11 protein-coding genes are annotated in these 13,214 nt (G+C 40.8%); 5 read left to right on the forward strand and 6 right to left on the reverse strand.

The features are described from left to right. The first annotated feature begins 724 nt into the window (after positions 1-724). A complete protein-coding gene (locus tag ACFIMM_RS01125; protein ID WP_375638170.1) occupies positions 725-1,951 on the forward strand; it encodes an MFS transporter in 1,227 nt (408 codons plus the stop codon). Between the two features lie 694 nt (positions 1,952-2,645). Here ACFIMM_RS01125 and ACFIMM_RS01130 read toward each other — a convergent pair. The 5 genes from ACFIMM_RS01130 to ACFIMM_RS01150 are packed head-to-tail and all read right to left on the reverse strand — an operon-like array spanning position 2,646 to position 6,329. Next, entirely contained in the window at positions 2,646-2,969 is a 324-nt protein-coding gene (locus ACFIMM_RS01130; protein ID WP_375612865.1) for an HNH endonuclease, read from the reverse strand. Then, a complete protein-coding gene (locus ACFIMM_RS01135; protein ID WP_375612864.1) occupies positions 2,962-3,321 on the reverse strand; it encodes an AAA domain-containing protein in 360 nt (119 codons plus the stop codon). The genes ACFIMM_RS01130 and ACFIMM_RS01135 overlap by 8 nt, the downstream gene beginning before the upstream one ends. Continuing rightward, entirely contained in the window at positions 3,305-3,760 is a 456-nt protein-coding gene (locus ACFIMM_RS01140; RefSeq protein WP_375629564.1) for a hypothetical protein, read from the reverse strand. Before ACFIMM_RS01140 ends, ACFIMM_RS01135 begins: the two co-directional genes overlap by 17 nt. A 57-nt stretch (positions 3,761-3,817) precedes the next feature. Beyond that, complete coding sequence (locus ACFIMM_RS01145) at positions 3,818-4,987, reverse strand: ribonuclease H-like domain-containing protein (RefSeq protein WP_375692580.1); 1,170 nt, start codon at positions 4,985-4,987, stop codon at positions 3,818-3,820. After that, the gene (locus ACFIMM_RS01150; RefSeq protein ID WP_375629559.1) at positions 4,962-6,329 is read right to left on the reverse strand and encodes a TM0106 family RecB-like putative nuclease; all 1,368 of its coding nucleotides are present in this window, start codon (positions 6,327-6,329) and stop codon (positions 4,962-4,964) included. Before ACFIMM_RS01150 ends, ACFIMM_RS01145 begins: the two co-directional genes overlap by 26 nt. Before the next feature lie 92 nt (positions 6,330-6,421). On the opposite strand from ACFIMM_RS01150, the gene ACFIMM_RS01155 reads away from it, so the two are divergent. Genes ACFIMM_RS01155 through ACFIMM_RS01170 form a run of 4 tightly spaced genes read left to right on the forward strand, consistent with a single transcriptional unit; the run spans position 6,422 to position 12,662 of the window. Beyond that, the gene (locus tag ACFIMM_RS01155; protein WP_375612860.1) at positions 6,422-6,634 is read left to right on the forward strand and encodes a helix-turn-helix domain-containing protein; all 213 of its coding nucleotides are present in this window, start codon (positions 6,422-6,424) and stop codon (positions 6,632-6,634) included. Beyond that, on the forward strand, positions 6,627-9,410 hold the full coding sequence (locus ACFIMM_RS01160) for a DEAD/DEAH box helicase family protein (RefSeq protein ID WP_375629556.1): 2,784 nt from the start codon (positions 6,627-6,629) through the stop codon (positions 9,408-9,410). Before ACFIMM_RS01155 ends, ACFIMM_RS01160 begins: the two co-directional genes overlap by 8 nt. Next, positions 9,398-11,305, forward strand: coding sequence for a DNA methyltransferase (locus tag ACFIMM_RS01165; protein WP_375612858.1), 1,908 nt, complete (start codon positions 9,398-9,400; stop codon positions 11,303-11,305). Before ACFIMM_RS01160 ends, ACFIMM_RS01165 begins: the two co-directional genes overlap by 13 nt. Then, positions 11,289-12,662, forward strand: a complete 1,374-nt coding sequence (locus tag ACFIMM_RS01170) for a DNA methyltransferase (RefSeq protein ID WP_375612857.1) — start codon at positions 11,289-11,291, stop codon at positions 12,660-12,662. Before ACFIMM_RS01165 ends, ACFIMM_RS01170 begins: the two co-directional genes overlap by 17 nt. Here the strand turns inward: ACFIMM_RS01170 and ACFIMM_RS01175 are convergent. After that, positions 12,659-13,096 carry a lysozyme gene (locus ACFIMM_RS01175; protein WP_375629552.1) on the reverse strand — a complete coding sequence of 146 codons (438 nt, stop codon included), beginning with the start codon at positions 13,094-13,096 and terminating at the stop codon, positions 12,659-12,661. The two genes, ACFIMM_RS01170 and ACFIMM_RS01175, sit on opposite strands and share 4 nt — an antisense overlap. Between the last annotated feature and the right edge of the window lie 118 nt (positions 13,097-13,214).

Below are 13,214 nucleotides of genomic sequence, written 5' to 3' on the forward strand. Positions count from 1 at the left end.
ATAGATTGTTACAAAGTTTAATAAAAGTTGGAATACTTAAAAATTCTTTAGTTTCTATTATGATTTAAGAATACCAGGTTAGGATATGGAGAATTCAAGAGCTCAAAACTTTGTGATAATATTGGTTTAGAATTACATCTTGTTCATTCAGACGAGATGAGCCAATTATTATATGTCACAGAGACATATGGGTGGAAAATTAAAAAAAAGCTTATCCAGAATCTGACTTAAAGGTTATTGGAACTTTAGTAGTAAGATTGGCTTGGTCTCATGTTGCTCAAAAATTAGCAACCAATCTTGTTGTGACTAGACTAAATTTGGAAGATCTGCTCACTGAGCGTTTTTATAATATTATGAAATGATAAAAATATTAATATCTCTTCTTGTCTCGGACATGAAGCCGGTGCTATTTGTATTTATTATCCGTTGCACCATTGTCCGAAATATATTTTAAGTGGTTGTCACTTGAAATATGCCTTGGAAAATTATTTGGCAAGAGAGCGTACCTATATGTATTGGAAAGTAATTTCCTATTATTTATCTCAATCTATAGGTACAACGTTACCAAGTATAGAATTCATGCTGACAGATGACTTTCAAAAAATAAGTGCCTATAACGCATTTGAACTAAACTTTTATGAAAAATTCGGATTAAGTACCGAGCTACATTTGACAACAGAGGAAATCACAAAATGGTTTAGTGCTCTGTCTGGGATCATAAAAAATGTTGCGTAATTCCGTCTTTCTTATGATTTTGATTGGAAGTTTGACAAGTTTCTGTACGAGTGGTGTATTATCTATCGGCCTTTCTTTATTACAATTCCAAGATACAACTGGAGAAGCATCTGCTGCTTTAAATGTCGTTAATTTAATCGCAATTGGAATTGCTGGCTTATGTTTGGGAAATGTGTTGGTGCACTATCAAGGCTTTATAATTGGGTTTTATAGCCAAATTATTTGCGCTTGTTTATTGTCTTTCTTATTATTCATAAACAACTCAATGCTTATTTTATTTGTGTTTTTCTTACTCGCTCTACTGATGGGGGCTGATAATCCAAATAACAATAGTGCCTTGAATCTGCTGGTTCCAGCTCCCAAACAAAAAGCTGGAATTTTTGCATTTTATACTAGTTGCTGTCAGTTTTTTGTTATTATATCCCCGTTGCTTATATATTTTATAATTGCGCATTTGGGGCACAAAATAGCCATAGCCTTTATTGTATTTATCTATCTTTTGAATGCCAGCTTATGGTTTCGTATAAAGTCTATACAACACCTAAACAGAGTAAAAGAGCTATTAAAAACGCCATCTCAAAAGGCTTATGGAATTGGTTTTAGATGCCTTTGGCGGATTTCTGCGTTGCGGTTTTTAACGATTAATCGTATTTTGAATAATTCTCTCTATACGGGGCCTATTGTTTTATTGCCACTTGTTCTTGCTTCTATAACATCAGATAATATAAAATTTACAGCTATTCAAAATTCTATTTTTGCTTTGTCAGCACTGGGTTTTGTGATCAATGGTCTTATCTCATCTTATTATTTACGGAAATTTCCATCTTTAATTCGTTTTTTTGTATGGGGGGCACCGGCTTTTGCCGTGATCGCAATCTCTTTTGTTTTATATTTAAATTTTACTCAATATTCCCTTTATATTATGGGATTTTTATTAGGTATTGGGCAATTTTATTTTAGGATATCGGGAATAACAATTGGACAAGCTATCACACCTAGTGAAAATTTAGCCGAGGTGATTTTGGCAGGCGATGCCAGTGTACGCATCATAACAGCTTTATTCTCTATTGTACTTTTATATGCAGGAAAATTTTTTTCATTTTCTATATTATACGTCCTGTGTGTATTTATAGGCTTTTGCGCACCTTTATTTATTTTACAGGGGCTATCCATTTACCTAAAAGGCCTTAGCCATAAAAAAGCGTTGCATGAATGATATTCAATTATTACGCCAACCTTTATTCTGATTATAGTAATAGATAAATATTCATGATATTAATTTTAAATGAGCACATTGCACAAGAAAAACTGAAGTTTTTGTTACCTCTGGTGTAGATAAAACGAATTTAGCCCGTTAATAAACGAAATTGCAAATAGCTCTATGATCACCATTGATTCTAAAGCTTTAAGTTGGTGATAATGGTAAAAATCCTTTAATGATATTTGAAGAGATCGTTTATGCTAGATCAGGTTATCTCAAGATCGAGAGGAGAGGAGCTTAAAAAGTGTAAAATTCATGGAAATTCAACAACAATTTCTAGTTGTACATAATGACAGGTATAGATTGGCGCGAACTGGTCAATTGCAACAGCAAAAAATCCTGCAAATGCTGAGCTTTTTAAACTATGTCATATCAAGCATATGAAAGTTCGTTTTAAATTAATGGCGGGGTATTGACCCCCTTTGGGTTCGAATCCTCTACACCTACCATTGAGTTGCAACAATAATCGTCCTGAAAGATAACAAAATCAAGGTTTTTGTTGCTACGGTACTGAGGGTTTGCATTTCAAATACTGGGTAGCATGAACCCTTTAATGCAGATTACTACGGTACTATACCGAGGGTTCGAATCCTGCCTTGCCTTCATTGGAAACGGATAATCGCCGCAAAATATACGGTGATTAAGCCAGTTATTCACCGCAACGTGCTGTAGCTATTGCTGTCTTAATAATCGGAGCAACAGAATCTTTAGATATATTTCTGTCAGAGCAATATTTAGAATTAAGCCATTCAAGCAAAGGCTTTTGTCCCTTGCTTGAATTACATCCACAACAACAGAGCGCTATATTTTCCCGTGTGATTATGGATGCGTCATTAATGATATGCTCCCAACTTGCCGCCGTTTTTCTGGAAACGTTTACTGGCGTAAATTCTGACCTGCAATAGACGCAAATCTTATCACGATCCCGCACTTCTTTTTCCAACCAATCAGGAATGTTCCAGTTATTAGCCAAGGTTACTTCTCCTCGGAATTTGTTGCGTATCTCCAGAGGCTGCATACTCATCCAGCCAGCAGAATGTGTTGACCAGTTTCATCTGCTCTACAGAGTCGCATGGGATTTCCAGCAATTTTGGATTAGCGATCACGACCGCCAAACACTGTGCGCGTGACACGGCAACATTCAAACGGTTCTTGCTGTAGAGAAACTCAATGTTGCGCAGCAGATCTTCGGCGCTGGATGTCACCATAGAAATCAGCACGATCGGCGCTTCTTGGCCTTGGAACTTATCAACGGTGCCGATCTTAGCATTGTCCAGCAGGATGGAGCGCAGATAATTGACCTGCACATTATATGGCGTGACCACAAGAATATCGTCCTCGGTGGATCGGGCGGATGCCATTACGGTCGGTAAACTCTTGGCCAAGCAAGGCATCATATTTGATTTTGATGATCTCGCCTTCCTCAACGCTTTTTTGTGAGCAGCCTTCATGCTCTGCCAGGATCATGACAATCCCTGCATTGGGCAGATCAACGCCTTGCAGATTCAGGCCGCGCTCAGCAGTGCTTTCATGAGCAGTCAGGCGACCATCATAAAAGGCATCAGAAATAAACTGGCAGATGCTTGGACGCATATGGCGTGTCTGGCCAAGGAAGATGCCGCGCTCAGCCAGAATAGTGGAATAATTGCCCAACAAGAATTCCAGCACTGACAATCCAGCCTCGCCCGGATGAGTGCCTTGGATAGGCTGACCAAGCTGCATTTGATCTCCTACCAGAATGATATTCTTGGTCGCCGTGGCCATCGCCACCACATTGGCGGTCGCAACTTATCTGGCCTCATCAATAAACAGGTAATCCAGCTAACCATCAAAGTACGGGCTGGCAAATGTCCATGCGGTATCCGCAAACAGATCAGTGCCAAGGCTCATATTCTCGATCTTGGTTTCTGAGCGGATGAATTGCCCATCAAAAACGGTTTCATCATTACCGCTGCTGGTTCTTTTGATGCCATGGAAGTTCCCGCCTTTTTCAGCGGCAACGCTTTCCACTTTTTCCAGCAAGTTGTGAATGGCCTTGTGCGAGTTGGAGGTAACGCCGATTTTCTTGCCGCGTTTGATCAGGTCCACAATGATATGGCTGCTGGTATAAGTCTTACCTGCGCCCGGTGGACCTTGGATAAAGAGATAGCTGTTATCTAATGCCGCGATGGCTTCCAGCGCATCGCCTTGCAGATCATCAGAGGTGATAACCGCTTCGCCCGACTGCTTGCCCTGAATGCGTGGTACATTTCGCGCCAGTAGTTCTGTCGCGGCATGAGTGCCTTCTGGCGCTTCCAGCACATGGTCGGCATAGCGGTAAATAGCGGAGCGGATGATCTTGCTGTCAATCGGTCCCGGTGGGCCAATTGATAGGCTTTCCGGCAATGGTTCTTTGCTGACCCCGCGCTTGATTTTGACAATGCAGGCATCTTCATCGATTTCAACAATCATGCCTGCATTTTCCATGACAGCAATATCAACGGCCTGAGCGCCGACCTTCAGCTTGTATTCCTGTGAAGGAAAGCGATAGCTGTATATCAGGGAACGCTTTTCAGGCTCGGGGCTGCCAACTTGCCGCAGGCCACCAAGGCACTCCGTATCGTCAACCAGCTCATCTTCAAATTTGTTCTGCCGTTCAAAGCTGCTCCACCATTGCGGCTTGGCTTCCCGATTATGAAACTCCAGTAGATGCGATAGCCGCTCATTGATCGGCGGTGGGTTATCCTCGATCACGCCAAGGCGGGTTTGGTAATCCTCATATTCGATTTCCCAGTCCTTGCGCTGTAGCTTTTCTTCCTCGGCATATTCCGGAAGGCCCTTAAACCACGGCGCATCTTCCGGCTTAAGTGTCAGCAGCCAATCACGCAGCAAATGCGTGGAAACGCAATCCACCTCGTTATAATCAGAAATCTCTTGCAGCAATTCATCAGCACCTGTTTCACGCCATTCGTTGTAGACGATGATGCTATCGGCGGCGGGTCGCCACAGCATTGGCACGCTTGTCCATATAGAAGGTTTCCATGTTTTTGATGGAATAGCCGGGTTCAGAGGTGCGGATGCTTTCACGCATCACCAGATACAGATCAATGAATTTCTGGTTGCGAAGCAGATTATCCAGCGGCTCTTCGCAGACCGCATAACGGCAGGCCAATCGTTTCAGGGCTGTGGTTTCATAGTGGTTGTAATGATAGATATGGGCATGTGGGTGTTTAGCAAGATGATCAGCCAGAAAGCCCATGAAGCGCTTAAAGGTCTCTTTTTCTTCTTCATGGTCATGCGCCCAGAACGGAAGGAACAGCTCCTTGCCATCTTTGAAATAATACACCCCAAACAAATACTCCAAGCCATTCGGGTAAAGCGGATCGCCTTTCATATCAAAGAACAGGTCACCATTATCCGGCACTGGCATACGAGTAAAGCCCTTGCCCGGAGGAAACGGAATGATCTCGCATTTATTCTCGCCAGTGGTGGCTTTGTGGTGTTGCAGGACAGCTTGGGAGCGCAGGCGTAAAAATACATCACGGCTCAAATCAGGGATTTTGGTGTCAGGTGCAGTGGCGGCAAGCTCTGCAACGGTGCGGATACCAGCCTTCCGTAGCTTGTCCATCTGTGAGCGCTGAATGTTGGCTACAAGGCTTAAATGGTCATCTTGCTCCCACTGCGCTTTGCAGCCATCACGCCACGGGCAGAAATTGCAATGGCCACAAGGCTCAGGATATGAGTCCGCAGGCAGGTTTTGCAGATAGCTTTCAAAGCGGCCTTTGGCGCGGGTGTAGTAATAGAAAAAGTCAGCCACGCGGAAGCTGTGTTTTTCATGGTCGCCCAGAAACAGATGCATATCAGCCGGGCGCAATCCTTGCAGGTCAGTCAGCAGCTCAGAATAGACGCAAAGCTGCATGATATGCTTGGACTCAGCCGTTCGCGCCAGTTTGGTATCCAGCACCTCATAGCTGAAATCCCCTAAGTCTGACGACGTATCGCACTTAATCAGAAAGTCAGCATCACCCCGCCAAGGCGGCACAAAGAAAACGACCTGATAAATGACATCCGCACCGGACTGCATGGCCTCCAGTGTTAGCTGGGCACGATCTTGCAGATTGCAGTCTTTAGGGATTTCAACGACGGATTTACCTTCGTCTTTAAGCTGCTGGAGATACACCGCCTCATGTTCCAAGCCTTTTTGCTGCAGTAGCTGAGCTGTAGTGCTGGCTTCGGCCTTATCCATGCTCTCGCTTAGCGCCTTCACATCAAGGAAGCTCGCATGGTGACACCCCAAAAAGGTGACCAAGTCCGATGGTGAGTAGAGAATCTGATCGTTACCGTATTGCTGCACTTACATCCCTGCCATTTTTTATCATTGTCCTTGTGCTTATGAACATTTTAGAATATTTTACATCTTAATGACCAAATTATAAGTGAGAAGGCATGTCTGACGAGCACGATATTCTGACAGTTGAGGAAGTGGCCCGTTACTTAAAAGTAACAGAACGGCACGTCTATAAACTCCTGTCAGACAGGAAGATACCCGCGTTCAAAGTTGGTGGAGCTTGGCGTTTCAAACGAGAGCAGCTCGAAAAGTGGATAGAAGAAGGCGTTAACGAACAATCAAAAGAAAAAAGAACCAACAAAGATGATTGATATTTTTAAGACAAAATACAGCGATTGGAATTCTCTTGAGAGAACGCTTGAGGCTATTGGTGACAACAAAGCTAAAGGCGATGCGTTTGAATATTTCTGTTATTTTTATTTGAAGTTCTTATCTGACTTACATCAGATTAAAGAGATATATTGCCCAATTGTTGATAACCGTCCGTTTCCAAAGCATGTTGTTGATAAGCTTCGTCTGGAGAAAACAGACTATGGCGTAGATGGAGTTTTTATCAACAACGCAGGAGACTATATCGCTTGGCAAGCCAAGTTCCGGTCTGGGCGAGCAGCACTTACATCACGCGAACTTTCAACATTTTGGGCTGAAGCAGAGTACGCTGATTACAGGTTGATTATTTCTAACACTCACATTCTGCCGAATGTAGCTCATAAAAAAACCGGGCATCTAAGTGCATTAGTTGACCGATTTACCTCTTTGGACGAAGACTTCTTTTCTTCTTTATATCAGTCTGCCATTTCTCAAAATATTCAAATTGAAAGAGATAAGAAGAGTCCTCGACCATATCAATCTGAGATACTTCAAGACATTATTTCTGGATTTTCATCAAGTGATCGAGGAAAGCTCATTGCGGCTTGTGGAATAGGAAAGACTCTCATCGCACTGTGGACCCTTGAGCATCTTCAAGCTGACAACGTAATATTTTTTGCCCCAAGCCTGCAACTTGTTAGGCAAGCACTCGAGGAGTGGTCCGCTGAGTCTTCATCGCCATTTCAGTATTTGTGCGTTTGCAGTGATCAAACAGTTGATGCAGAAGTTGATAGCAATAACATTGATATAGGCGATATTGATATACCTGTGACTACCTCAGCAGAAGCTGTACGTAATTTTATTGCCCAGCCTTCTAATAAAAAGAAGTTTATTTTTAGTACATATCAGTCTGCGGAAGTAATAAAGAATGCGCTATCCGAGAATGAAAACAGCTTTTCATTCGATATCGCTTTTTATGACGAAGCGCACAGAACTGCGGGAGTTTCAAACTCTCAGTTTAATATTGCTCTTGACGATGCTGCCATTAAAACAAAGAAAAAACTTTTTCTTACCGCTACAGAGCGCCTCGTTAGACCAAAACTAAGCTCAAAACTCGAAGAACATAATCTCTCTGTTTTTTCTATGAATGATAAAAGTATCTATGGTGATGTTTTTCACCGGCTTACTTTTGGTGAAGCAATAGAGAAAAATATTATCTCAGATTATCGCATTGTATTTACGGGAATTAGCAGTTCTGAATATAATCAACTTATAAAAAACAATGTTTATGTGACTGATGATGATAGTCATACAGAAACTGTTCAAAATATTTATAAAATAGCTTTGCTAAAGAAATCCATACAAGATCTTGGATTAACAAAGGTTATATCATTTCACTCCAAGATTTCTGAATCTCGTGATTTTGCAAATCGCTTGTCTGCTGAGAGCTCTTTTGGTGATAAAAAGACTGCTATTGCACACATCAACGGAGCCATGACTGCTCAAGATCGTGCTGAGATAATACAAAATTTTGAAGACTCAGAACTGGGCGTGATCACAAATGTTCGTTGCTTGACTGAAGGAATAGATATTCCTCTAATTGATGCTGTCTTCTTTGCTGACCCTAAAGGTTCAATGATTGACATTGTGCAGGCTGTCGGTCGTGCTGTAAGACAGAAATTTGGAGAAACAGGCAGGCTTTCGTATATAATCGTTCCTGTGTTACTCGATCAAGAAGGTGAAGATGTACTTTCTGGAGCTGGATTTGAAGCTTTATTTAATCTCATTCAAGCTATGCGAGATCAAGATGAAGCTCTTGCAGAATGGATCGATTCAATCAATTTGTCTGCTGCAAAAGGTCGAATAAAAGGTAGTAGTTCTGTTCCGGGAAAAGTAGTTATAAATCTGCCAACGGAATTGAACACTTCGGACTTTGAAGATGCGCTTTTGCTACGAATTGCAAACGTAAACAAAAACCCAACGGGTAGCATAGGTGTCGGTAGTAAACTTGGAAAAAATGAAAGAAAAGGCGACTTCACACGTATTTTTAAGACACTTTGTGACTATACACCAATAAAATTAGAAGAAAGCTTAATAACTCCTACATTTGAAATTATCACTGATAACCCTGATGCAATATACACGTCAAAAGAGATCAGAATAAACAATAACAATGTATCTCACTGTAAAAGGGTCGGCTTCCTTCATGAAGTAGAGAGAAACAAATACCAATTAAGTAAACTAGGCCTTTTGTACAAGCAAGGCCATATAAGCTTTTTAGACGCTCTTAGAAACCAGTTTCTTTTGTACAGGGAAGAACATAAAGACGGTATTCTCTTTCCATATAGGGAGGCGATTAGCTTCATGCTTGAAATAAAGAGCCTGAACTACATCCAGTTTTTGTACAGCTTATTTTCAATTCAATTCAATGATGGAAAGCCTGATTTAGAACTTGCAATATCGGTTGCCAAGGAAATAGAAGCTGCATACCCTAATATTTTGCTTACAAACGAAGCAAATAAAAATGAGATACTTAAAGACTTAAATTCAAGATATGAAAAGGCTTTTTCGTACAATAATGTATGGACAGATCGTACTACAGCTGGAAACCAGTATCGGTACCTTATGCGGCACTTAGAAATCTTTGATGAGTGCTTTACCTCAAATAAAAATATCTTCTTGATAATAAAGGAAAAAGAAGTGTTCCTAGCGTCACTCCTTGCGGAGTCAGAAAAACACATACATAAAGATTATGGAGATACGCTATGGGTGAAATAAATCAGAAAAAATATTTTAGCAAACATTTAAAGTCACTTGGTCACACTCCGATTTATAAAATGCATAAATATTTCGCGAGAAGACCTCACAATGTATTTCGTGAACTCATCGACTTTTATACGAAGGAAGGTCAAATAATTTTTGATCCATTTGGTGGAGGGGGCGTCACCTTAATTGAAGGGTTAACTCTTAATCGAAAAATTGTTTCGACCGATGTTAATCCGGTAGCCTCTTTCATCCAGTATTGCCAAATTTGTGACGTTGATGCCGCTAAAATTCTTTCTTATGCACTTGACCTTAAGAAAATGGTTAAAGGTCATTTTGAAGATTCTTTTACAACAGAATGCGGAGACTGTAAAAACGACAAGGCACATGTTCGTTGGATAGAGCATGCATATTTAATAAAGTGTCCACATTGTAGCAAAAACACGTCCTTTCGTAATGACAATAAAGCGCTTAACGATGCTGGAAAACCAAAGAATGGCATATATGTCTGCGACCATTGCAGCTCAAATATTAAAGCAGCAGACGCTCCCAGAATTTCCAGTGAAATAATTAGCTTAAGATATCGATGCAAGAAATGCGGAGCACATGATGCAAAGGAACCGTCTAGAGACGATATTGAGAAACATAAACAATATAGCGAAAACCTAGAGAAATTAAAAACTAGTTTAGGACTTCATTTTCCTGATTTTGAAATTCCGGCTGAATGGGACCGACAACAGGAAGATTGTCTTCATAGAAAAGGCTTTGTGAAATTTACGGATTTTTTCACCCCAAGAAACCTTTTGATTTCGGCGAGCTTTTTTGAAATGGCCAAGAAGCTTAAAATTCAAAAAGATATGAGTGATCCCGAGTATGATTTTTTAATATTTATATTGAGTTCATTAATCAGGTACACCAACAACATGAACTTCTCAACTTCATCTTGGATGGATGGAAGACCTGTTGCGTGGGCAAAGCATGCGTTTTGGATACCAAATCAATTTATTGAAGCCAATCCATTTGAATATTTTGACAATAGATTAAAGGCGATCAAGTCTGGCCTAAAAGATCGAGATTCTAGATTTAATTCAAAGAAAAATACTCTGAACTTCTCAGACCTTGAAAAGGGCTCTGCGGACTTCATGGTGCAATGCGTGGATTCAAAACAGGTCGATATCCCAGATGGTTCTGTCGACATGATTATAACTGATCCACCATATGGAAGTAATGTCCAATATGGTGAATTGTGTGCTTTTTGGCAGGTCTGGTTAGAAGGCAGAACTAAGTTTCCATTTCCAGAGCATAAGCTTGCCTCTGAAGCCGTTGTTCACAGAAAAACAAAAGATAAAACCTACCAGAAAGATTTTTCCGATTACTATGAACTTTTACTCGGCGTTTTTCAAAAATGTAACAGAGTATTAAAATCAGACGGTTGCTTGGTTTACACCTTTAACAATAAAGATATTAGAGCATGGTATGCCGTTATCAAAGCAACCTTGGATGCAGGATTTCATATTGAACCGGAAGGGATTTTTTACCAAGAAGCCATTCATGCTTATCGAGATACGGCGCACCTCCGTCACGATGGAACTCCACAGGGTGATTTTATTTATACATTCAGCAAGAAAAGTCTGCCTAATGAGAAAGACTATAATGGCAGTTTCAATGAATGTCTCAATGATACGATGTTAAAGCTTCAAGAAAAAGACTGCAGTGTGTCATTCGGGGAATTTTTAGTTGAGCTTTATGCTAACTCGGCCCTTTGCCTAATACGTCAGATTAAAGATGGAGCAAATATTGAGGATATCGAAAACGAATTTAGTTCGATGTCGCTAGAAAAAGCCTATGCGCGGATAGATCTAAGAACTAATCAAGAAACGGAGGGCTTAGCGGATGTTGCAGCTTGCTAAATCAGAAAATCAACCACGTTTGATATGGTCGGATTTGGAAGATACATTTTCGTCTACAGAACTCTGTAAATCTTTAGAATATCTAGAAGAAAAATATAATGTTTCAAATGAAGAATCTTTCTTTAAAAAACTAGTTAACACTTCTGTTTCAAAATTACAGCCATACCACAGGTGGGTTAGATACCGCGAAGGTTATGCAGGAGATCTTGTTAAAGAAATTTTATCCAGATACCCAAACGTTTCTGGCGGTATTGTTCTTGATCCCATGTGCGGCTCAGGTTCAACCTCTGTAGCAGCGTCAGAGCTAGGCATTTCGTCTGTCGGCCTAGACGTTAATCCTTTCGCAATATTATCTACAGAAGTCAAATCTTACGCTTTATCTACAGGTGAACTGCAGAAACTTCATAAGATAATAAATAATTGGAATAAATGTACTGACCATGAAAAATATGAATACAACGAGTATGAGGTTCAAATTAGTAAATATTTTGATCAAGGCAACTTTACTGAACTTGTTAAAATAAAGCGTCGCATTCACGAAGAATCAAATAAACGCATATTCAACATTTTGAATTTTTGTTTATTAGCAATTTTGGAGGACTGTTCTAATCGAAAACGTGATGGTAATGGGCTGGCAACAAGACCTTCACCTGTAGGCGACGTTAAAAAGCGTTTCTTGGACCAGCTGCAACTAATACTGATTGATTATGAAGAGAACCCACACAATGAGGACAGTTTAGCACGTGGCGTAGAATTTGATGCAAGAAAGTTGAGTTTAAGTGCTATATCTGGCGATCACGCTGGCTCTATTATATTTTCTCCGCCCTATGCAAATTCATTCGATTATTTTGAATCATATAAGCTGGAAATTGTTTTTGGAGAATATTCTCTACTAAGCAAACTTGGCAAATACAGGGAAAGGCTTGTACGAAACTATAGAATTAAAAAGTCTGCTGAAAAAACAACTGATATTGATTTAGTTGATACGCTGTGTGTTGAAATCGAAAAAAAGATTCCTGAAAAAGAGAGAATGACTGGCAAGCGTGACAGTCGTACACGTCTCGTGCCGGGTATGCTTCGATCATATTTTTATGATATGCGAACAATTATTGAAAACTGCTACGATGTTTTATTAAAAGGCGGATTTATGCACATCGTTGTCGACCAAAGTGCTTATGTAGGAATACCCATACCCACAGATACACTCCTAGCTAAGATAGCAGAAGATACAGGTTTCAAAGTAAGGGAAATGATTGTTTGCCGAGGAGCTAGCACATCTGGCCAGCAGCTGAAAATGAACCCAAGACTCAAAGAGCTGCTTAGAGAAACAATAATTGTACTAGAAAAACCACTCTAGTGTATTTGATAAAGCAAGCATTCGGCATACCTACGCCGAACTAGCCCTTTGAGCTTACGTCTGCCCGCCCAAACCCAGCGCATGAACTGTTCTGGTACTTCGGCGTATTCCTCACGATTGATTTTACGGCGCAGTGTTGAACGCTGGAGTGCTCCGCCGCCAAGATTGTAGGTGAATGACACTAGCGCATCGAATTGGCCATCTGTCAGCGGCACATTGATTAGGCGCAGAACGGCACGCTCTGCGATCTGGGCATCTTGGCGCAAGAGTTCTTCAGCCTGTGTTTCATCAATGCCTGCCGAAAAGTCCTCGTCGTTTTTCACAACATGGACATAACCGATTGTGGGATAGCCAGCCGGGCAAAAATAAACGGTTCGAGAGAAGCCCTCGAACCGTTTGATCAGGTCCAATTCGTTTTGTGTGATATGTCTCATTTTTCCAGTGTTCCTATAACTTTAAGGTTCTTGCTCCCATATTCAAAAACGCCATGCCATTGCTCTTGCCCGAGGACTTCTTTGCGCTCAATCATCAGCGTAAAGCGGTCAATGCCGT

This window comes from Bartonella sp. AP258QHHD (assembly GCF_042196145.1).
GTDB lineage: Bacteria > Pseudomonadota > Alphaproteobacteria > Rhizobiales > Rhizobiaceae > Bartonella.

Excerpts from the sequence above, each read along its gene's own strand:
- ACFIMM_RS01170 (WP_375612857.1), top strand. The coding sequence starts at position 11,289 with ATGTTGCAGCTTGCTAAATCAGAAAATCAACCACGTTTGATATGGTCG.
- ACFIMM_RS01175 (WP_375629552.1), bottom strand. The coding sequence starts at position 13,096 with ATGAGACATATCACACAAAACGAATTGGACCTGATCAAACGGTTCGAG.
- ACFIMM_RS01165 (WP_375612858.1), top strand. The coding sequence starts at position 9,398 with ATGGGTGAAATAAATCAGAAAAAATATTTTAGCAAACATTTAAAGTCA.
- ACFIMM_RS01155 (WP_375612860.1), top strand. The coding sequence starts at position 6,422 with ATGTCTGACGAGCACGATATTCTGACAGTTGAGGAAGTGGCCCGTTAC.
- ACFIMM_RS01145 (WP_375692580.1), bottom strand. The coding sequence starts at position 4,987 with ATGCTGTGGCGACCCGCCGCCGATAGCATCATCGTCTACAACGAATGG.
- ACFIMM_RS01140 (WP_375629564.1), bottom strand. The coding sequence starts at position 3,760 with ATGGCCACGGCGACCAAGAATATCATTCTGGTAGGAGATCAAATGCAG.
- ACFIMM_RS01125 (WP_375638170.1), top strand. The coding sequence starts at position 725 with ATGTTGCGTAATTCCGTCTTTCTTATGATTTTGATTGGAAGTTTGACA.
- ACFIMM_RS01160 (WP_375629556.1), top strand. The coding sequence starts at position 6,627 with ATGATTGATATTTTTAAGACAAAATACAGCGATTGGAATTCTCTTGAG.